This is a genomic window from Leisingera daeponensis (assembly GCF_019801465.1).
GTDB lineage: Bacteria > Pseudomonadota > Alphaproteobacteria > Rhodobacterales > Rhodobacteraceae > Leisingera > Leisingera daeponensis_A.
This window is the reverse complement of record NZ_JAHVJA010000009.1, coordinates 127,999-148,144: the sequence shown is the minus strand read 5'-3', so window position 1 is coordinate 148,144 and position 20,146 is coordinate 127,999. Positions and strand designations below refer to the sequence as shown.

Sequence of the window (20,146 nt, the reverse complement as noted above, 5' to 3'; positions counted from 1 at the left end):
CTGGCACAGATCAACATCAGGGCCACGCAAAACCAATTCTCTGAAGGAGGGGGAATATGGCACCGCGTGTCCTTTTGGTGCGCCATGGCGATGAGGCTGCCGATGACCGTGTGATCACCTGGCTGGCGGCGAACGGCTATGAGGCCGTGACCCGGAAACCTTTTGCGGGCGACCGCCTCGATGATGTGGGCGAGGTCGCGGCATCGGTGATCTACGGCGGTCTGTTCGACGTCTTTGAGACGGCCAAATACCCGTTCCTACTGGAGGAAGACCACTGGATCGCGCAGTGCCTGGAGAAAGGCATCCCGCTGCTCGGTATCTGCCAGGGGTGCCAGCAGATCGCCTATCATCTTGGCGCTTGGGCGGGGGCGCCGGAGCGGGAATTCTTCGAGTTCGGCTATTACCCGGTTGAACCGTCTGAGGAGGCGGGAGAGTTCCTGCAGGCACCGCTGGTCGTTACCCAGGCGCACTACCACACATTCGACCTGCCCGCGGGGGCGGTCCGGCTTGCCGGAAATTCAGAATACCCGAACCAGGCCTTCCGCTATGGAGAAAACGTCTTTGGCTTCCAATTCCATGCCGAAGTGACACCGGCCGGCTTCCGCCGCTGGCAGGACAGCAAAGCGCATGTTTACGGGCGGCCCGGGGTGCAGGACATGCAAACCCAGAACCGGCTGATGGCGGCCCACGATGCGGCCCAGGCGCGCTGGTTCAACGGGTTTCTTGACAGTTTCCTGGGGCAGGCAGCATGAGCGTTCAGGGACAATGGGCAGAGCTGAAGGCGCCGGATTTCCACGCCTTGCCGGAAGATTGCGTGGCGGTGCTGCCGCTGGGGGCGACCGAGCAGCACGGGCCGCATCTGCCGCTGTCGGTCGATACGGACCTGACGCAGGCGGCGGTTAGGCTGATGCTTGCAGAACTCAGCCCTGAGCAGTCGGTTCTGGTGCTGCCCGCGCTGACCATCACCAAAAGCAACGAGCACGACCGCTTTGCCGGGTCATTGAGCCTGTCGCCGGAGACGCTGCTGGCGGTGCTGCGTGACATCGGTGCCTCGGTGGCTCGTGCAGGGGTTGCCAGGCTGGTGTTGTTCAACGGGCATGGCGGCAATACTGCGCTGCTGCAGGTGGCAGCGCGTGAATTGCGCATCAGCCAAGATCTGATCGTGGCCGTTTGCTCATGGTCGGGCTTTGCTGAATCGGAGGGTCTTTTCGAACCTGGCGCTTATGCGGTGGACCTGCACGCGGGCGACAGTGAGACTTCGGCGATGCTGGCCGCCCGGCCCGATCTGGTGGACATGGGCAAGGCAAAGAATTTCCGCACCGCAATGGAGGACTGGGCCGGGAATTTCCGTTTTATCGGACTAACCGGCCAGCCGGCTGCGCCGGGCTGGATTGCCGGCGATCTGAACCCCGAGGGGGTGTGCGGCGATGCCTCCGCGGCCACCGCGGCAAAGGGGGAGGCGATGCTGGCCTCTGCCGGACGCAACTTCGCGCTGTTTCTTGCGGAGTTTGCCCGCTTTGATCACAGGAACGGCTCATGAGGGATACCCTTCCTGCAGATGCGCGCCTGCCCGGTGTGCTTATCCCGGCTGCACTGATCGCTGCGGCAGACCGGTTCGGCGGGCAGTTGTACAGCGATTGCCTGGCGGGGGACCTTGTGCTGCGGGAGGGGCGGGCAGTGGCGCTTGAGCCGGCCACTGCACAGCCCTCTCGGCTGGTGCTGTCCAAATTCACCGAGCCGCATGTGCATCTCGACAAATGCCACACTATTGACCGGATGCAGGGGATCGGCGGCGGGCTGGGTGATGCAATCGCCGCACAGGCGCAGGACCGCAGGATATGGACAGCCGAAGACATCCGCCGGCGGGCGGGTCGCGGACTGCAGGAGCTGCTGTCGGCAGGCTGTGCCACTGTTCGCACGCACGTCGATTGGGGTATCAGCCCGGACCCGGCGGCTGCACCATTAGCCTGGGACATCCTGCGGGAACTGAAGGAAGAGGCCCCGGCAGGGGTGATCCTGCAACGGGCAGCGCTGACCGCTGCCGACATGATGGCCGACATCAGCTATGCCCGTGCCTGCGCCCGCCGAGTGGCTCAAAGCGGCGGCGTTCTGGGCGCCTTTGTGCTGGGCCAGCCTGAGCGGCAGGCCGGAATTCTCAACACCTTCCGTGCCGCGGAGGAAGCCGGGCTTGCGCTGGATTTTCACGTCGACGAGGGCCTTGCGCCCGGTCTCGACGGATTGGAGATGATCGCCGATGCGGCGCTGGAAACTGGTTTCCAGGGCCCGGTTCTGTGCGGTCATGCCTGCAGCCTGATGAACCGCACCGATGAAGACGCGCAGCGTATCGCGGATAAGCTTGCCCGTGCGGGGATTTCGGTGGCAGCACTGCCCGCCACCAACCTGTACCTGCAAGGGCGCAGCGCAGGCACCCCGGACCGCCGCGGGTTGACCCGAATCCACGAATTGCAGGCCGCCGGGGTCAATGTGGTGCTGGGCACCGACAACGTGCGTGACGCATTTTGCCCGTTGGGCAGCCACGATCCGCTGGCGACCCTCTCGCTGGCGGCACTGGCCGCGCATCTGGACCCGCCTTTTGGCAGCCATCTTCCGATGATCACCACCGGCGCCCGCAAGGCGCTTGGCCTTGCGCCCGTAACCGTCGACGGGGCTGCAATCGGGGATCTGCAGCTGTTCGACGCTCTCTCGGTCACGGACATTCTGGGCAGCCGTGCTGCCCCGCAACCTCTGGCCGAGGCCTTGCAAGGAGAACAACAATGACAGAGATGCCGCTGGAACACCCCCGCGCCGATTGGGCCGCATTTGCCGACAGCCTGTCGCCGGTGGAGGTGATTGACGAGCCGGTGCTTGTGAAGAAACGCTCGCGCGACTTTTTCTGGTACAGCCCGGTTCTGAATGCACAGCTGAAGAAGTACTTTGGCGACCTGGTTGCGGTGCCCAAGACCCCGGATGAAATGCGCTACTGCCTGCAGCGCGCCTTTGAGGCGGATGTTCCGGTCACCCTGCGCGGCGGCGGCACCGGCAATTACGGTCAGGCGGTGCCGCTGAAGGGCGGGCTGATCATCGAGACCACGAAGATGAACCGCATCATCGAGATCGGCGAGGGCTATGTGCGGGCCGAAGCCGGGGCGCTGATGGCCGATGTGAACGCTGCTCTGATTGAGCAGGGCTGGGAAATGGCGATGTTCCCTTCGACCCAGGACATTGCCACTATCGGCGGCTTCGTGGCCGGCGGATCGGCCGGGATCGGGTCGATCGCCAACGGCGCCCTGCGGGAAAAGGGCAATATCATCCAGCTCAAGGCGCTGTCGCTGGAAGCAGAGCCGCAGGAGCATGCTTTTGACGCCGAAGCGGCGCTGCAGATCCACCACGCCTGGGGGCTGAACGGCGTAATCACCGAAGTCACCCTGCGCACGGTGCCCCACCGCAACTGGGTCGGCTGCATGGCCACCTTCGACAGCTACCGAGACTGCTATGCCGCGGGCTATGCGCTGGCGGCTGCGCCGGACATCGGCTGCAAGCTGGCCAGCACAGTCGAGGCGCGGATCGTTGACTACTTCCCGCGCCTCAAAGGACACCTGCGGGAGGGCATGCACCTGCTGGTCTCGCTTGTCCCGGCGGAGGATATGGATGCCTTTCGCGCGCTCATGGCGGCGCAGGGCGGCCATCTGGATCTGGCGATGAGTGATGCCGAGCGGCAGGCGGCAAAGCTGCCGCATGTTTTTGAGTTCGCGTATAACCATACGACCCTGCAGGTGCTGAAGGCGGACCGCTCGGCCACGTATCAGCAGATCGGGGTGCCGGATCCGTCGGACGCGGATGCGGTTGCCGCCGCGGGTGCGGCTTTGGGTAATGACGTCTGGCAGCACCATGAGTTTGCCCGGCTGGACGGCAGGATCGCCGCCTTTGATCTGCCGATCATCTGGTTCTCGGACGAGGTGCGGTTGCGCGAGATCAACAGCATCTACGAGCAACACGGACACAGCATAGCAGACGCGCATACCTATTTCGTCGAGGGCGGTGGATTGAAGAACGCCGACTACCGGCACCTCGCGTGGAAAAAACGCATGGACCCCAAGGGACTGCTGAACCCTGGCAAGTCACGGGCCTGGGAGAAGGTGAAACACCTCTCCGCTGAGGAAATCGAAGCAAAGGCAAAGGGCTGAGGAGACCCGAGATGACGACCATTCAGACAAAACCGCTGACGCCGAACTTTGGTGTCGAAGTGAGCGGAATGAACCTCTCCGATGTCGGCGAGGGGCAAAATTTCGCCGAACTGCGCGCGCTGTTCGAAGAGCATTCAGCGCTGCTGTTCCGGGCGCAGGACATTAGCAACGCGGAGCATATGGCGCTGGCGCAGCTCTTTGGCCCGATCGAGGACCGCAAGGCGGATGAGCGGAAACCAGGCGAGAAATTCGAGGTGCCCGAGGTCTCCAACGTGCAGAAAGACGGTTCCACGTCGGGCGAAATGGATCTGCACACGCTGAACCTCAAATCCAATTTCCTGTGGCATTCGGACAGCACTTTCCTGCCCACGCCCGCGCTTACCAACATCTTGATCGGCCGGGTTGTCACCAGCGAAGGTGGCGCCACTGAACTGGCCAGCACCCGCGCCGCCTGGGCGGCGATGCCGGAGGCGCTGAAGGCAAAGATCCGCGGCCGCGGTATCTGGCACCGCTACAGCCATTCCCGGCGAAAGATATCTCCTGAGCTGGCTGAATTGCCGATGTTCAACAAATGGCCCGACCAGCATTGGAACGCAGTCTGGCCGAACCCGGTCAATGGGCGAGAGGCGCTCTATATCGCCAGCCATGCCTTCAAAGTCGATGGCTATGACGAGACCGAAAGCCAGGCACTTTTGGATGAACTGATGGCGTTCTGCACGCAGCCGGAATTTACCTATTCTCATCAGTGGGCTGTAGGCGATGTGCTGATTTGGGATCAGCGCGCGGTGCTGCACCGCGGCACGCCATGGCCCTACGAACAGCCACGCACCCTGTCCAGCATTTGCGCGTCGGTGACAGAGGACGACGGGATCGGCAGCATCCGCATGCCTGCATAAGCCCTGCACTGGCCGGGCGGGGTCCCGGCCAGTGCAATACTGCGCCGCAGAGCGCTTTCGGCCAGCCTCACGGCACAACAGAGAGGGAAACAATGACCTATTTTACCAGCACAGGAAAACCGCTGCCGGATTCACTTACACAGCAGGCCCGCCGCCTCGGAGCTGATCCTGTCAGCCGCCGGGAATTCCTGGCAACGGCGTGCTCCTTTGGTGCAACCGCCGCAACCGCCTATGCGATGATGGGCCTGACTGCGCCCGTACAGGCCGCGGTCAACGCGCAAATGGGCGGCACCGCCCGCATTCAGCAGCAACTCGTGGCAATGCGCGACCCGCGCAAGTTCGACTTCAACTCCCTTGCAACCTTCACCCGCGGCTGGCTGGAATACCTCGTCCAGTACAATTCGGACGGCACCTTCACCCCGGTCCTGCTGGAAAGCTGGGAGATCAGCGATGATGCCACCGAATACGTGCTTCATGTCCGCGAGGGTGTGACCTGGAACAACGGCGACCCCTTAACCGCCGAAGATGTTGCGGCCAACATCGCCCGCTTCTGCGACGGCACCGTCGAGGGCAATGCTATGGCCGGCAAGCTGCAGGTGATCATCGACCCGGAAACAAAACAATTGCTGCCAAATGCGGTCGAAGTGACAGGCAGCCACACCGTGCGGCTGAAACTGCCGCAACCGGATATTTCGCTGATCGCCGGCTTTGCCGACTACCCAGCCGCCATCGTGCATTCTTCGTTCGACGAGGTCACGATGCTGGACAATCCGATCGGCACCGGCCCTTATCTGCCGGAATTCTACAGTACCGGCGACAGTGCCGCACTGGTGCGCAACCCGGACCACACATGGTGGAACGCCGGCAACGGCGCCTACATGGACCGGGTCGAATTTCTCGACCTGGGCGCCGACCCGGCGGCGTTTTTTGCCGGTGCCGACGCCGATGAATACGACGTCAACTTCGACACCGAAGGCGATTATATCGCGTCCTTCGACACGCTGGACGGCTGGACCAAGCATGAAGTCACCACTGCGGCCACGGTTCTGGCCCGCTGCAACCAGACTACCGAGGTGGATGGCACGGCCATTTATGCCGATGCGCGGGTGCGCCGGGCGCTGGCAATGGCGGTGGACAATGCGGTGGTACTGGAAATCGCCTATGGCGGCCAAGGCCGCGCGGCAGAGAACCACCATGTGTCGCCTGTGCATCCCGACTATGCCGATATCGGCGCGCCGGTGCGTGACCCCGAAGGTGCCCTGAAACTGCTGGAAGAGGCTGGCATGGCGGACTTCGAGCATGAACTGATCTCACTCGATTCCGCGTTCTGGAAGGCAACGGGCGATGCTATCGCCGCGCAGTTGCGCGATGCGGGCATCAAAGTCAGACGAAAAGTTTATCCAACCGGGACATTCTGGAACGATTGGGCGAAGTACCCGTTTTCGGTCACCAACTGGAACCACCGCCCGCTGGGTATCCAGACACTGGCGCTGGCCTACCGGAGCGGCCAAGGCTGGAACGAGTCCGGTTTTGCCAATGCCGAGTTCGACGCTCTGGTCGAACAGGCTCTGGCAACCGCCGACCCGGCGGCTCGCAGCAGGATCATGGCTAAGCTCGAACAGATCATGGTGGATGAAGGCGTCATCATTCAGCCCTACTGGCGATCGCTCTACAACCACTCCAAGAGCAACCTTAAGGGGGCCGCGGTCCACATTTCCAACGAGCTTTACCCGCAGTACATGTACTGGGAAGCCTGACCTTTGAACACTCTGCCCGCCGGCCGGATTCGGCGGGCAGACAGCAGCGGAGAGCAGAGCATTGCTGGAAACCACCGTACTGGCCGCGCAGGCAGTCAGCGTTGCCTTCATGGCCGCCTGGCTGACAATTGGCGCGCTGGAAAACCTCCTGCACCCTTTTCTGAATGAAACCTACACCGCCGAGGTCATGGACATGACCCGCATGCGGGAGGAGTACCCGGAAGCCTACCGCTTTGTCGCCCATCGCAGGGTTACCAGCGCTAGAGTGCGCCGCGTCCTGTTCCGGCTCATTGTCTCGTGGGAACTCGCGGCCACCGCCGCGCTCTGGGCCGGGTCAGCCGCGCTTGCCATGTCCGCCGCCGGACAGATGGCCCAGGACACGGCCATTGCCCTTGGGCTGGCTGGAACCTTGATGTTTACCGCGACCTGGTGCGGGTTTCTGATCGTCGGAAACTGGTTTTGCTATTGGTTCGGGCACGAAGGCGGTCAGAACACGCATTTCCAGATGACGCTGTGGGGCATGCTCAATGCAGTTCTGCTAGTCGGCGGCGCCGTTGTTGTCTTGTAGTACTGATTGATGGATCAAGAAGCGGCCGTATCTGCTGGGCAAAACCGGTTGCGGCGCCCAAATCCTCAGCCGCCGTTCAGGATGTTCGGGTGAGTCCGCATTGCGTCGCGAAGGTGTAAGCTCATTCTCTGGCGGCAGCGCGGGCCGGGCCGTCCCGCAATCGGAGCCCGGCCTTGGCGGTCACTTGCCCCGCGGACTGGTGCGATCCAGTTCAGCGGTGATCGGAATGTGCTCTTCTTCGTCTCCCGGTGGCAGTCTGAACGGGCCGTTGTTCCACTCAGCGGCCTTCCACGCTTCTTTTGCCTCTTCGATCTTGTCTTTTGAAAAGGAAACAAAGTTCCACCAGATGTAGCGGCCTTCATTCATGGTGGCTCCACCCAGCAGCATCAGACGGGCGCCGCGCGTGCCCGCGCGGGCACTGATGGAGTCACCCGGGCGGAAGACCATCATGCGACCAGCCTCAAAACTCTGGCCGGCCACCTCAATGGAGCCTTCAGTCACATATATGCCGCGATCCTCATGGTTATCGGGTAAGGGAAATTGGGCGCCGGGCTCAAGCGTCACATCCAGATAAAAGGTTTCGGTGTGCATGGTGACCGGACTTTGCTGGCCGTAGGCGCTGCCGAGGATCAGCTTGGCTCTGGCGCCGCCATCAATGATTTCGGGCAGGGCGTCCTTCTTGTGGTGCTCGAACCCGGGATCCATGTCCTCTTTGTCTTCAGGAAGCGCGATCCAGGTCTGAATGCCGAACAGGCTGTGGCGCGTCGCGCGGGTTTCCTCGCTGGTGCGCTCCGAGTGGGTGACGCCCTTGCCCGCGACCATCCAATTCACCTCGCCGGGATAGATCATCTGGTGGGTGCCAAGGCTGTCGCGATGCTCAAACTCCCCCTGGTAGAGGTAGGTCACCGTGCCCAGGCCGATGTGGGGATGCGGGCGGACGTCGATGCCGCCCTCGGTGATAAATTCCGCCGGCCCCATCTGATCAAAGAAGATAAAGGGCCCGACCATCTGGCGGTTGACCGAGGGCAGTGCGCGGCGGACTTCAAACCCGCCGAGGTCGCGGGCGCGCGGGATGATCAGAGTGTCGATCGCATCGCCGCATTCGGGGCATTCGGGATTGTGGGTCGGGTTCCAGCTCATTGGCTTGTTCCTTTCGAATGGCTCTTGAGAATGTCAGTCGGGCTTGATGTAGTGGCGAACGGTGGGGCCATCCGGACGCAAATCAAGCGCCTTGAGTTCCGATTGAGCAGTGACATCCGCACTGGTGACGCGTTTGTGCTGTTCAAGATGTTCAAACCAGCTCGGCAGATGGAATGTCTCGATCCAGCTGCCGGGATCCTCGACGCTCTGGTGAAGATGCCAGCGCGTGGCCCCATCCCGCAGCCGCTCCTTTGAAAACTGTGTGATTAGTTTTAGGAACGTTTGCCGGTCCTCCGCTGCGATTTGGTATTCTACAGTGACCATTGCAGGACGGTCACCCGACTGATCCTCACTGATTGCTGGTGCATCGGGCCAGACTGAGGCCGGTGTCAGGTCCTGGGTCTCTCCCTGACCGATCCTGAAGCGGCGTGTTGCAAACAGCGCCAGTGCCAGCCCGGCTGCGGCAACCAGGAGGGTCATAGGGATCGATCCCTTCGCCGCCGCCTGTCCCCAGACAACAGAGCCAGCGGACATTGATCCGAAGAACACCATAAGGAAGACAGCAAGGCCGCGCGCCCGCACCCAGTCGGGCAGGGCCGTCTGGGCTGAAACATGGAACGAGGTCAAAATTGCGATCCAGGACAATCCGCCCAGTAAGGCGGCCGCCATCAGGGCTGCCGGCGCGTTCGAGACTGCCATGGCAAGAAGGGCAATCACCGTGCCGAAGGTGCCGATCTGCACCGTCTGATCCGAGGTGAACCGCTTCTTGAGGCGCGGCAGCAGCAGAGCCCCCGCAACCGCCCCGGTGCCGATCAGCGCCATCAGCGCGCCGTAGAGCTCGGACCCGCCGCCTTCGGCACCGCGCGCGATCAGCGGCAGCAGTGCCCAATAGGCGGAAGCGAAGACAAAGAAGGCGGCTGCCCGGATCAGGGTTTCCAGCATGGCCGGGTTGTGGCGCACGTGGCGCAGGCCGGTACCCATTTCGGCCAGAATAGTGGTGCGTGAGGTTTTGGGCGGCATGGGAGCGGGGCGCCAGAGAAGCAGGGCGGCGATGATGACCACATAGCTGAGGGCGTTCAAAACGAAAGGCGCAGCCAGACCCAGGGTGGCGATCAGCACCCCCGCCAGGGCCGGGCCGATCGCCCGGCTGATGTTGATCCCCATCGAATTCAGCGCAATGGCGGGGCGCAGATTTGTCCGGGGTACAAGCTGCGGCACCACGGCCTGCCAGGCGGGAGCCATGAAGGCAGCCCCGGTGCCGATGGCAAGGGTGAAGACAATCAGCAACATGGGGGTCATCGCATCCCGCCAGACCAGCAGCGCCAGGAGGGAAACCACCGCCATCAAGGCCAGGTTAATGCCGATCAGCAAGCGGCGCTTGTCCAGCCGGTCGGCCAGCGCGCCCGCCAGCAGTGCGAAACAGAACACAGGGAGCGTTGTTGCCGCCTGAACCAAGGTAACGACCGCCGGGTCCGGGTTCAGCGTTGTCATCAGCCAGCCGGCCCCGACTTCATGCATCCATGTGCCAATGTTCGAGATCAGCGTGGCCGTCCACAACAAGGCAAAGGCCCCGCTTGTGAAGGGCGCGAAGGTGCCGCCCTCGGGAACGGGGTTACCATTGGATGACATCAGTAAGCTCCTCGCGGTGTTTTCCGGCGTAGGCCCGCACGAACGGGCAAAGCGGCACGATCTTCTGCCCGGCGGCGCGGGCGTCCGCGATCAGGCGCTTGGCCAATGCAGCGCCTGCGCCCATGCCGCGCATGCTGTCAGGAACAACGGTGCCATCGGCGATCACCGTGGCCGCGGACAACTTCGAGGTCGTCAGATAAGCCTCGCCGTCCACCCCGTGGAAAGTGGCTGAGTAGCGGCCCTTGGTATCCGCATCGCTGTAGGTGATCATTGGATCCGGCATCAGTGTTCTCCTTTTGATGGGCTGGCCGCCGGGTTGGCAGGCAGGTTCAGACGGCGAAGCAGGAGCAGCCGAGGGCTCCCCAAAAGGCGCCCTTGTCGCTGACCGGGATCGGGCTGGCCCAGGCAATGCCATGGTTGTGGCCATGCATACCGCAGCCGCTGGCGCAGCCATCGTGGCAGGCCCGCATCTCCGCTCCTGCCGGGGCCTGCGCAGGCTGGCGTTCGGCCGGGCTGGCAAACAGGGCGTTCACGGACCAGTCCGGGCTGGCGGGCGGCAGCGGCGGGTTCAGGCCGTCGAACTCGGCATCCGCAAAGACGATCTTGCCGCCGACCACAGTAAGGACCGAGGTGATCGAGCGGATCCGCGCGTCCGGCACCGTCATCATGTCGTCCGACAGGACCGCGAGATCGCCGTACATGCCGGGGCTGAGCCGCCCCTTCACGTCCTGCGCCCCTGAGAACCAGGCCGAGCCGGTGGTCCAGACCGCCAGTGCTTCCTCCCGGGTCAGCAGGTTGTTTTCGCCATACAGTGTCAGCCCGCCGACGGTCTTGCCGGTGGTCAGCCAGTGCATCGCGACCCAGGGGTCGTAGCTGGCCACCCTTGTGGCATCGGTGCCGCCGCCGACCGGCACGCCGGTGCGCAGCATTTCGCGGATCGGGGGCGTGGCCTCAGCCGCCTCCGCGCCGTAGCGGGCGGCGAAATACTCGCCCTGGAAGGCCATACGGTGCTGGGTGGCGATGCCGCCGCCAAGCGCCTTGATCCGCTCGATGTTGCAGGGGCTGATGGTCTCGGCGTGGTCGATGATGAAGCGGGTCTTGAAGGGCGTCTTGCCGTTCACCCGTTCGAACACGGTGAGGAAGCGGTCGATGGTCTCGTCATAGGTCGCATGGATGCGGAAGGGCCATTCGTTGGTCGCCAGCAGTTCGACGATCTTCTCCAGCTCCGCCTCCATCACCGGCGCGGGGTCGGGGCGCGGCTCCAGGAAGTTTTCGAAATCCGCCGCCGATCAGGCCAGGTTCTCGCCCGCGCCGTTCATCCGCAGCATGGCGTCGCCCGCGCCCGGTTCCGTCATGCCGATCCAGCGCTCGTAGTCGCTCAGCTCCTGGCCGGCCTGCTGCGCAAAGAGGTTGTAGGCAATGCGCAACGTAAGCTGGTCCGCGTCGTGCAGCGATTGGATGACATCGTAGTCTTCGGGGTATTTCTGGCCGCCGCCGCCCGCGTCGATCACGCTGGTGACGCCCAGGCGGTTCAGCTCGCGCATGAAGTGGCGGGTGGAGTTCTTCTGATGCTCGGCCTCAAGCTTCGGCCCCTGCGCCAGCGTCGAGTAGAGGATCAGCGCCGAGGGGCGGGCGATCAGCATGCCGGTGGGGTTGCCCTTGGCGTCGCGCTCGATCTCGCCGCCGGGCGGGTTCGGGGTGTCTTTGGTGATCCCCAGCGCCTGCAGCGCGGCCCGGTTCAGCAGCGCGCTGGAATAGAGGTGCAGGACAAAGACCGGCGTGTCCGGCGCGGCTGCGTTGATTTCCTCGAGCGTTGGCATGCGGCGCTCGGCGAACTGGAACTCGGACCAGCCGCCGACCACGCGCACCCATTGCGGGCTGGGCGTGTTGGCGGCCTGCTTGCGCAGCATCGCCAGCGCATCCGCGACCGAGGGCACGTTCTCCCAGCGCAGCTCCATGTTGTAGTTCAAGCCGCCGCGGATCACATGGGTGTGGCTGTCATTGAGCCCCGGGATCACACGGCGGCTGTTCATGTCGATTACCCGGGTGTCGTCCGCCGCCAGCTCCATGATGCTGGCATCGCTGCCGATGGCGGCGACCTTGCCGTCCCGGATGGCGATGGCCGAAGCTTCGGGGGTGTCAGGGTCAAGCGTGGTGATCTTGCCATTGCGCAGGATCAGGTCAGGTGCGGTCATGGTCTGGCTCCAGGCGAGGTGCGGGCGGGCGGCTGCGAGGGCGGTTGCTGCTCCGAGACCAGCAAGCAGGCTGCGGCGGCGGGTGGTCATGATCAGTCCTCCGGAAAATTAGGGCCTGCCGGGCGCGATTGAGGAGGGAGGCGGGGCGGCCCGGCAGGCCGCTGGGCGGGGTGCTGCTGTTTATGCAGGGACCGGCGCCATCGTCTCTCCGCCATGGCTGCTGCGGCCGGGCGCTTTATGCACCATGGTGTAGGCGTAATCGACACCCATGCCGTAGGCGCCGGAGTGTTCCTGAACCAGAGCGATGGTGGCGTCGTAAGTGTCTTTGCGGGCCCAATCGCGCTGCCATTCCAGCAGCACCTGTTGCCAGGTCACCGGCACCACGCCAGCCTGCACCATACGGTCCATGGCGTATTTATGCGCCTCGGCAGTGGTGCCGCCGGAAGCATCGGCAACCATATAGATCTCGTAGTCGGTGTCATTCAGTGCCGACAAGGCAAATGTCAGGTTACAGACTTCGGTCCACAGACCGGAAACGACGATTTTCTTGCGGCCTTCAGCTGCGCCCTTGGCAAGTGCATCACGCACCTTCTGGTCGTCCCAGGAGTTCATCGACGTGCGCTCCAGCAGGGGCGTTTCTGGGAAGACGTCCAGCAGTTCAGGATAAGTGTGGCCCGAGAAGCTTTCGGTCTCAACGGTGGTGATGGTCGTCGGAATGTCAAAGATCCTGGCGGCCTTGGCCAGCCCGACGGTGTTGTTCTTCAGGGTCTGGCGGTCGATCGACTGCACACCGAAGGCCATCTGCGGCTGGTGGTCGATGAAGATCAGCTGGCTGTTCTGCGGGGTGAGGACTTCAAGCTTGGACATGGGTTGCTCCTTTTTTGCATTGCGGCGTGACGCCGAAGGGATTTTCAGAATTTCCAGCCGATCTTGTGATCAACCGAGAGCTTGCCGCCGCCGCGGATCGCGATGGCCAAGGCCACGACGCCCCAGAGAAGCGGGTATTCGAAGCCCCCGTCGGTCCAGAAAAAGCCGTTTCCGAGGTGAACTGCGAAGGCCGCGTAGGCCATCAGAGTGACAACAGCAGCGGCCGACAGGCGTGTCAGCAGTCCGAGTGCCAGGAACAGACCGCCAGCAAATTCGGTCAGCCCGGCTGCACCGGCGAACAGAATGCCCGGCGCCAGTCCCAGAGCCTCTTCGAAGAACTGTCCGGTTCCGTTCAGCCCGTAGCCGCCGAACCAGCCAAAGAGTTTTTGTGCGCCATGCGGCACTAGGGTCAGGCCGGCTGCGACCCGGATCAGGGTCCAGGACAGGGTGTCGGCATCGGCCAGCACATCGCTACCTGCCGGAGTGGTGTTTATGGTGGTATTGGTCATGACAGGTTTCCTTTCGTAAGACCGCAACGAGTGGGGGGGCGCTATTCGCCGTGGCTCAGGCCTTGTCCGCAGGAGCCGTGTCCTTGTGTTCAGCCACGGCGAAGGATTTCAGGTGAAAAGCGTGCGCGACCGGCCGGGAATGGCCGCGCAGCCATTGCATGGCAGCCTCGCCGGCCAGCATGCCCAGCAGTCCAAGCAGGGCGATGACCGGCGGCGCGGGCGAGCGCACGGCGATGAGGCCGTAAATTGCCCCGATGGCCAGCCCGACAGCGAGCGACGCGAGATGGGGTTGCCAGGTCATGCCGCACCCTCCAGTGCCGGAGCCCTGAGGAAGTCCGCCAGCGCTTCGATCTCGCCCTGCCGCAGATCGTGGCCGCCGCCGTGGACTTCGGTGCGCACTTCGGCGCCTTGGTCTTTGAACCACCCGAACAGGGCCTGGCTTTGCGGCCACGGGCAAATCGGGTCACGCTTCCCGGCGGTGATCAGCACCTGATGGCCTTTCAGCTCCGGAGCGGGGTCCGGCTGCCACGGGATCAGCGGATGCAGCAGTCCGGCACGGTCAAACAGGCCGGGTTGCGCCATCACCACGGACGCCAGGATATTCGCGCCATTGGAATAGCCGAAGCCGTAAACCGGCGTGTCCGGATGCCTATCTTTGTGGGCTGCAACGAAGGCTGCCATTGCTTCGGTTGCGCGGCCGAGGTCCGCCATGTCATAGACGCCTTCGCCGGTGCGGCGGAAGAAGCGGGCCGCGCCCATTTCCGATACGTCCCCGCGGGGGGAGATGATGGCCGCATCCGGCAGGATCTGTTCCGCGAGGCCAAAGAACTGGTTCTCGTCTCCGCCGGTGCCGTGAAAGGCGAAGACCAGCGGGGCACCGGGTTTGCCGACCTTGGTCAGCGCGCGATAATTGTCTTTGGACATGTTAGGTCCTCAGGCTGCGACCGGCGGCAGAAGCTGCTCGATCTGCTGGCGGTAGGGTTCATAGCGGGCGGGCAGTTTCAGTGCCTCGCCCAGGTGCGCGCTGTCTTCGTCGCGATTGAACCCCGGTTCATTGGTGGCAATCTCGAACAGCACGCCGCCTGGGGTACGGAAGTAGATGGCGTGGAAATAGTCGCGGTCGATTACCGGAGTGACCTGGTAGTCGGTGTCCAGCAATGCCTTGCGGACCGTTTCCTGGACGGTGCGGTTTTCCACCGCAAAGGCGATGTGATGCACCGAGCCCGCGCCCTCGCCCGCAACCGGGGCATTGGGCAGTTCCTCGAGGTCGATGGTATCGGCCGCATTGCCGCCTTCCACGGCATAACGGGTCAGCCCGTGGCCGCTTTCCGCCTTTTGGTAGCCCATGAATTCAAGAAGCTCTCCAGTGGCCGCGGCGTTGCGCAGGCGGAAACGGGCCCCGTGAAACCCGAGGATCCCGGTCTCTTCAGGTACATCTGCCCCGGTCCACGGCGTGCGGCCACGAAGGTCGCTTTCCACAAGGGCGAAACTGTCACCGTCCGGCCCGTCGAAGGTGAGACGGTTTTCACCAAATGCCATGGATTGCTCCAGGCCTTTGACCTCAAAGGTGGAGAGGCGGTCCTTCCAATAGGACAGGGTCTGCTTTGGAACCGCGAACTCGGTTATGCCGACCTCGCCAATGCCGCGGGTTCCGCGGGGCATGCGGCCGAACGGGAAATAGGTCATCACCGACCCCGGCGTGCCGACCTCGTCGCCGTAGTACAGGTGGTAGAACTCCGGCGCGTCAAAGTTCACCGTCTTCTTGACCCGGCGCAGGCCCAGAACCTTGGTGAAGAAGCTGTTGTTTTCGTTGGCGTTCGCAGCCATCGACGTGATGTGGTGCAGGCCCAGGATGTCCTTGATCATGGTCTTTCTCCAGCGCGTATCTTGCGTTGGGACAAAGATAGATGAGGGGGATTCTTCCAAGAATAGAAACGTTATTGCATATACTGTTATAGGAAATGCAATAATGGGCTATGCAAGATCTGAAGCCGATCCGAGTCTTTCTTGAAGTTGCCGCGCTGCGCAGTTTTGCGGCGGCGGCGCGCAGTCTGCGCATGACCCCGGCCACGGTCACCCGCACTGTAGCGCGATTGGAAGAAGACCTCGGCCACCAGCTCCTGCTGCGGACGACACGACAGGTGTCGCTTACGTCGACTGGTGCCCTGGTCGCGGCACGTTACCGGGCCATTGTCGAAGACTTTGACCGGGTGACCCGGGACCTGGAACAGGCGACCCAGCCGCACCGTGGCAGCTTGTCGATCAATGCGCCGATGTCCTTTGGTATGCGGCTGATGCCGGGGCTGGTTGACAGCTTCCGGCTGGCCTATCCCAATATTGCCTTGAACGTCACGCTGGAAGACCAACTGATCGATATTGTCGATGAAGGCGCGGATTTGGCGATACGGATTTCGTCTCCGCCCACAGACAGGTCCACGATATGGCGCAAAATCTGCGAGGTTCCCCGAATGGCAGTTGCAGCCCCGCGTCTATTTGAACGCTACAGCCGCCCGCAAGCCCCTGAGGATCTGGATCGCAACCACTGCTTGTCTTACTCCTCGCGCGAAACGCCCGAAACATGGCGCTTCAGCAAAGGCCCGCTGAAACGCACAGTGACTTCCGGCAGTTCCATCATCTCGAACAACGGGGATTTCTTGTATGAATTGGCGCTTGCAGGGGCTGGCATCGCCGTGCTTCCCGAATTCATCGTTCAAGATGGACTGCGGGACGGGCGGGTCCAACAGGTGCTGCCGGCTTGGGAAATCGCGCCGCTTTGGCTTTCGCTTTACTATCCGCCTTACGAAGCCCTGCCGCCGCTGGTCGCAACCTTCACCGACTTTTTCGAGGCCTATTTGCAGGATATCGATGGCTTCAAGTTCAGCGCTACGGCAGCAGTAAGACCCGCCGCAGGGCATTGATCCTGAGAAATTCCGCCAGTCCTATCGCCAGATCCGGTCTTTTTGATGCTGCACAATACGATGGGCAAGTGCTTCGAACTGGGCAACAACAAAGGCTCTGAACCGTTGTGCTGCGGGATTATCATGCGGGGTGCTGGAAGCCAGCACGCCAAGCATTCTATCTGGGTGGCCGATTTCCAGTGACAATGCTTCAATAGCACTTTGCGCCTTCATCGTGAACACGACCGAATAGGGCAAGACTGTAAGGCTGTCCGAACCGGTCAGGACATTGATAACCGAAGCCAGCGACCCGCCGGAAAAGCTGATCCGGTAATTTTCAGCTCCGATGTTGGCCAGCGCCCGCTTTAGATCGCGGTAGAGCGGGCTATCAACGGGAGGAGCTATCCAGGGAAACTCCTCGATGTCCTGAGGTGTCAGCAGCTTGCGGCGCGTCAATGGATGACCCTCACGGCAGGCAACCACGTTCAGTCCCGGCAGAATAGGTTGAAAGAGCAGATCGCGAGGAACCTTGTCCCGCCGCAAGGGCACAATCGCCATGTCCAGCGTTTCATTGCGCAGCTTTTCAATCAGCGTCTCTGCATACCCATAGGATTGCTCGACACGCACATCCGGCACTTGCGCTTGGAACCTCGCAATGATGCCCGAAATCACGCCGTCCATGAAGATCGGCGTCCCTGCCACCCGCACCAGACCGGCATGCCCGGCCTTGAACCGCGAAACGATATCCGAGGACGCCAGGTTGGCCTTGCGCACCATTCGGCCCTGCTCGGCCAATGCCTCACCCAGCTCGGTTGGCTGCAGCGGCCGCCGGCCCGGCTTGAACAGGGCGGTACCGATCCTGGATTCAAGCTGTGCCAGCGTTCTTGAGACCGACGGCTGCGACTTGCCGAGCGCTTCGGCGCCCTCGGTGAGGCCGCCGTTTTCGACAATAGCGGCGAGGATTTCAAGATGGCGCGGATCAATCTTCATAACTTGATGTTATATTGGTTGCTGATCTTTGGATCAAGTTCGCAGTTTGCACATGCTAACCCTGATGAAACACAGCCATCGGTGAAACAGCATGTCCTATTTTCAAAGAGAATTCGTGGCGAACAGCGCAGCCGTTCGGGTCAGCTTTGGACCAGGTGTGCGGCACCGGATTGCCGAAGAAATCGAGCGGTTGGGCGCACAGCGCGCCCTCATTCTCTCCACACCGCAACAGGAAGCGGCAGCCCAGACCTTTGCAGCTGAGGTGGGGGCGCTGGCAGCGGGTGTCTTTGCGAAGGCAACCATGCATACGCCCGTCAGTGTAACTGAAGAGGCCCTGACCGAAGTGGCGGCAACCGGTGCCGACTGCATTGTTTCGGTCGGTGGGGGGTCCACCACTGGTCTTGGCAAGGCCATTGCCTACCGCACCGATCTGCCGCAAATCGTGGTGCCTACAACCTATGCCGGCAGTGAGGCGACACCGATCCTGGGACAGACCAAGGACGGCCTTAAAACCACCCTCAAGAGCCCCGAGGTGCAGCCCGAAGTCATTCTCTATGACTCTGAACTGGTCACGACCCTGCCAGTGGGAATGACGGTCAGCAGCGCTCTGAACGCAATCGCCCATGCCGCAGAGGGGCTATACGCGCAAGACCGCAATCCGCTGTCTACAGCCCTGGCAGTCGAGGGAATGCGCGCCTTTGCCAATGCCCTCCCGGCGGTACTGACCGATCCCGGGAACCTCGATGCCCGAGGTGAAACGCTTTATGGCGCCTGGCTGTGCGGCACGGTGCTGGGGCAGGTCGGCATGTCGCTTCATCACAAGATCTGCCACACCCTGGGCGGCTCCTTCGATCTGCCCCATGCGGAAACGCATTCGGTCATGCTGCCTCATGCCATCGGCTTTAACGCTGCGGCTGTGCCGGACCAGTTGGCGATTGTGTCCGAGATTTTCGACGGCAGCTCGCCAGGCAAGGCCCTTCATGATTTCGCATCCCGTATAGGTGCGCCAACCGCATTGAAAGCGCTCGGCCTGCAGGAGGCTGACCTGGACCGGGCCGCCTCGCTTGCCACCAAGAATGCCTATTGGAACCCCGCGCCGCTCAGCAGGGAGGGAGTGAGGGCCTTGCTCGATGATGCCTATCACGGACGCCAGCCCGAGCTCTGACAACGGGGCACATCTCGAGGGAGGACAAGAGATGCTGACAAGACGGAAATTGCTTAAATCAACGGCGGCCATCGGGCTGACCGCTGCAGCTTCGGGACTGACCGCTCCGGCCATCGCCAAAGGTGCGCGTATTCGCGTGGGCTATGTGACGCCGCAATCAGGGCCTTTGGCTGCTTTTGCCGAAGCCGACCAGTACATCCTGGGTGGCTTCGCCGACACAGACGCAGGCAAGAATTTTGAGGTCATCGTCAAGGACAGTCAGTCGAACCCTAACCGGGCAGCCGAAGTGGCGCAGGAACTGATCATCGACGAGGAAATCGATTTGATGCTGGTTGCGTCGACGCCCGAGACGACCAACCCGGTGACCACCACCTGCGAGAATGAGGAGATCCCCTGCATCTCGACCGTAGCGCCCTGGCAGCCCTGGTTCATCGGCCAGCAGGGCAACCCGGGTGATCCCGGCAGTTGGCAGCCCTTCAATTATGCCTACCACTTCTTCTGGGGGCTCGAGGATGTCATCGCAGTCTTCACAAACATGTGGGGCCAACTGGACAGCAACAAATCCGTTGGCGCCTTGTTTCCGAATGACGGGGATGGCAATGCCTGGGGCGATCCCAACGTAGGTTTCCCCCCGGTTCTGGCCGAGCAAGGGTATGGTCTGACCGACACAGGCCGTTATCAGAACCTGACAGATGATTTCACGGCCCAGATCAATGCCTTCAAACAGGCAAACGTGGAGATCGTAACAGGGGTCGTGATCCCGCCGGATTTTACCACTTTCTGGACCCAGGCCAAACAGCAGGGCTTCACCCCAAAGGCGGCATCGATCGGCAAGGCGATCCTGTTCCCGCAGGCAGTCGAGGCGTTGGGCCGCACCGGCCACAACCTCAGTTCAGAGGTCTGGTGGTCGCCCACCCATCCCTTCACGTCTTCTCTCAACGGAATGTCAGCAGGCGGCCTGGCCGAAGGGTACACAGCAGCCACCGGGCGTCAGTGGACACAGCCGATCGGCTTCGTACACGCGCTGTTTGAGGTTGCCGCCGATGCCATGGGCCGTGTGAGCGACACCCGGGACGCAGATGCTGTTTCCGATGCGATAGCTGAGACCCGGCTGGACACGATCGTTGGCCCGCTGGCCTGGGACGGTGCCGGGGTGCCCCCCTTTGCCGCACGCAATGTGGCAAAGACGCCGCTGGTCGGCGGACAGTGGCGCCTCAAGGAAGGCGGCGGCTACGATCTGGTAATCGTGGACAACAAGACGGCCCCGGCAGTGCCCACAGGCGGCACGATGGAAATCCTCCCCGACTGAGGCGGTCCGGGGCATTGCGGTTCGCCGTTCTGTCCCGGAT

At 62.5% G+C, this 20,146-nt stretch carries 19 protein-coding genes and 1 pseudogene; 10 read left to right on the top strand and 10 right to left on the bottom strand.

What is annotated here, in order from left to right:
• The first annotated feature begins 56 nt into the window (after positions 1–56).
• From KUV26_RS17760 to KUV26_RS17730, 7 genes are all read left to right on the top strand, one after another.
• A complete protein-coding gene (locus KUV26_RS17760) occupies positions 57–752 on the top strand; it encodes a glutamine amidotransferase-related protein (protein WP_222509362.1) in 696 nt (231 codons plus the stop codon).
• Positions 749–1,540, top strand: coding sequence for a creatininase family protein (locus KUV26_RS17755; RefSeq protein ID WP_222509361.1), 792 nt, complete (start codon positions 749–751; stop codon positions 1,538–1,540). The genes KUV26_RS17760 and KUV26_RS17755 overlap by 4 nt, the downstream gene beginning before the upstream one ends.
• Entirely contained in the window at positions 1,537–2,778 is a 1,242-nt protein-coding gene (locus KUV26_RS17750) for an amidohydrolase family protein (RefSeq protein WP_222509360.1), read from the top strand. The genes KUV26_RS17755 and KUV26_RS17750 overlap by 4 nt, the downstream gene beginning before the upstream one ends.
• A complete protein-coding gene (locus tag KUV26_RS17745; protein ID WP_222509359.1) occupies positions 2,775–4,184 on the top strand; it encodes an FAD-binding oxidoreductase in 1,410 nt (469 codons plus the stop codon). Before KUV26_RS17750 ends, KUV26_RS17745 begins: the two co-directional genes overlap by 4 nt.
• 11 nt (positions 4,185–4,195) lie before the next feature.
• Complete coding sequence (locus tag KUV26_RS17740; RefSeq protein ID WP_222509358.1) at positions 4,196–5,080, top strand: TauD/TfdA dioxygenase family protein; 885 nt, start codon at positions 4,196–4,198, stop codon at positions 5,078–5,080.
• A 92-nt stretch (positions 5,081–5,172) separates the two neighbouring features.
• Positions 5,173–6,837: an ABC transporter substrate-binding protein gene (locus KUV26_RS17735; protein ID WP_222509357.1), complete on the top strand. Its 1,665-nt coding sequence runs from the start codon at positions 5,173–5,175 to the stop codon at positions 6,835–6,837.
• Positions 6,838–6,898: 61 nt separating this feature from the next.
• Complete coding sequence (locus tag KUV26_RS17730; protein ID WP_222509356.1) at positions 6,899–7,405, top strand: DUF2165 domain-containing protein; 507 nt, start codon at positions 6,899–6,901, stop codon at positions 7,403–7,405.
• Between the two features lie 180 nt (positions 7,406–7,585).
• Here KUV26_RS17730 and KUV26_RS17725 read toward each other — a convergent pair whose 3' ends face one another.
• The 9 genes and pseudogenes from KUV26_RS17725 to KUV26_RS17680 form a co-directional block, all read right to left on the bottom strand.
• A complete protein-coding gene (locus KUV26_RS17725; RefSeq protein ID WP_222509355.1) occupies positions 7,586–8,545 on the bottom strand; it encodes a pirin family protein in 960 nt (319 codons plus the stop codon).
• A 33-nt stretch (positions 8,546–8,578) separates the two neighbouring features.
• Positions 8,579–10,174, bottom strand: a complete 1,596-nt coding sequence (locus tag KUV26_RS17720; RefSeq protein WP_222509354.1) for an MFS transporter — start codon at positions 10,172–10,174, stop codon at positions 8,579–8,581.
• Positions 10,158–10,457, bottom strand: a complete 300-nt coding sequence (locus KUV26_RS17715; RefSeq protein ID WP_222509353.1) for a GNAT family N-acetyltransferase — start codon at positions 10,455–10,457, stop codon at positions 10,158–10,160. The genes KUV26_RS17720 and KUV26_RS17715 overlap by 17 nt, the downstream gene beginning before the upstream one ends.
• A gap of 46 nt (positions 10,458–10,503) precedes the next feature.
• A pseudogene (locus KUV26_RS23735) lies at positions 10,504–12,207 on the bottom strand (amidohydrolase).
• A 342-nt stretch (positions 12,208–12,549) separates the two neighbouring features.
• Positions 12,550–13,236 (bottom strand): hydrolase, encoded by a 687-nt coding sequence (locus KUV26_RS17700; RefSeq protein ID WP_222509350.1) that lies wholly within the window; start codon positions 13,234–13,236, stop codon positions 12,550–12,552.
• 44 nt (positions 13,237–13,280) lie between these two features.
• Positions 13,281–13,745 (bottom strand): DoxX family protein, encoded by a 465-nt coding sequence (locus KUV26_RS17695; RefSeq protein WP_222509349.1) that lies wholly within the window; start codon positions 13,743–13,745, stop codon positions 13,281–13,283.
• A gap of 55 nt (positions 13,746–13,800) precedes the next feature.
• Positions 13,801–14,046 carry a DUF1427 family protein gene (locus KUV26_RS17690; protein ID WP_222509348.1) on the bottom strand — a complete coding sequence of 82 codons (246 nt, stop codon included), beginning with the start codon at positions 14,044–14,046 and terminating at the stop codon, positions 13,801–13,803.
• Positions 14,043–14,669, bottom strand: a complete 627-nt coding sequence (locus tag KUV26_RS17685) for an alpha/beta hydrolase (protein WP_222509347.1) — start codon at positions 14,667–14,669, stop codon at positions 14,043–14,045. Before KUV26_RS17685 ends, KUV26_RS17690 begins: the two co-directional genes overlap by 4 nt.
• Before the next feature lie 9 nt (positions 14,670–14,678).
• Positions 14,679–15,611 carry a VOC family protein gene (locus KUV26_RS17680; RefSeq protein ID WP_222509346.1) on the bottom strand — a complete coding sequence of 311 codons (933 nt, stop codon included), beginning with the start codon at positions 15,609–15,611 and terminating at the stop codon, positions 14,679–14,681.
• Positions 15,612–15,721: 110 nt separating this feature from the next.
• Between KUV26_RS17680 and KUV26_RS17675 the strand changes: the two genes are divergently transcribed.
• Positions 15,722–16,663 carry a LysR family transcriptional regulator gene (locus tag KUV26_RS17675; protein ID WP_222509345.1) on the top strand — a complete coding sequence of 314 codons (942 nt, stop codon included), beginning with the start codon at positions 15,722–15,724 and terminating at the stop codon, positions 16,661–16,663.
• A 21-nt stretch (positions 16,664–16,684) separates the two neighbouring features.
• Here KUV26_RS17675 and KUV26_RS17670 read toward each other — a convergent pair whose 3' ends face one another.
• Positions 16,685–17,632 (bottom strand): LysR family transcriptional regulator, encoded by a 948-nt coding sequence (locus tag KUV26_RS17670; protein WP_222509344.1) that lies wholly within the window; start codon positions 17,630–17,632, stop codon positions 16,685–16,687.
• A 91-nt stretch (positions 17,633–17,723) separates the two neighbouring features.
• Between KUV26_RS17670 and KUV26_RS17665 the strand changes: the two genes are divergently transcribed.
• Both KUV26_RS17665 and KUV26_RS17660 read left to right on the top strand, forming a co-directional pair.
• On the top strand, positions 17,724–18,797 hold the full coding sequence (locus KUV26_RS17665; RefSeq protein ID WP_222509343.1) for a maleylacetate reductase: 1,074 nt from the start codon (positions 17,724–17,726) through the stop codon (positions 18,795–18,797).
• 31 nt (positions 18,798–18,828) lie between these two features.
• The gene (locus tag KUV26_RS17660; protein WP_222509342.1) at positions 18,829–20,106 is read left to right on the top strand and encodes an ABC transporter substrate-binding protein; all 1,278 of its coding nucleotides are present in this window, start codon (positions 18,829–18,831) and stop codon (positions 20,104–20,106) included.
• Positions 20,107–20,146: the final 40 nt, after the last annotated feature.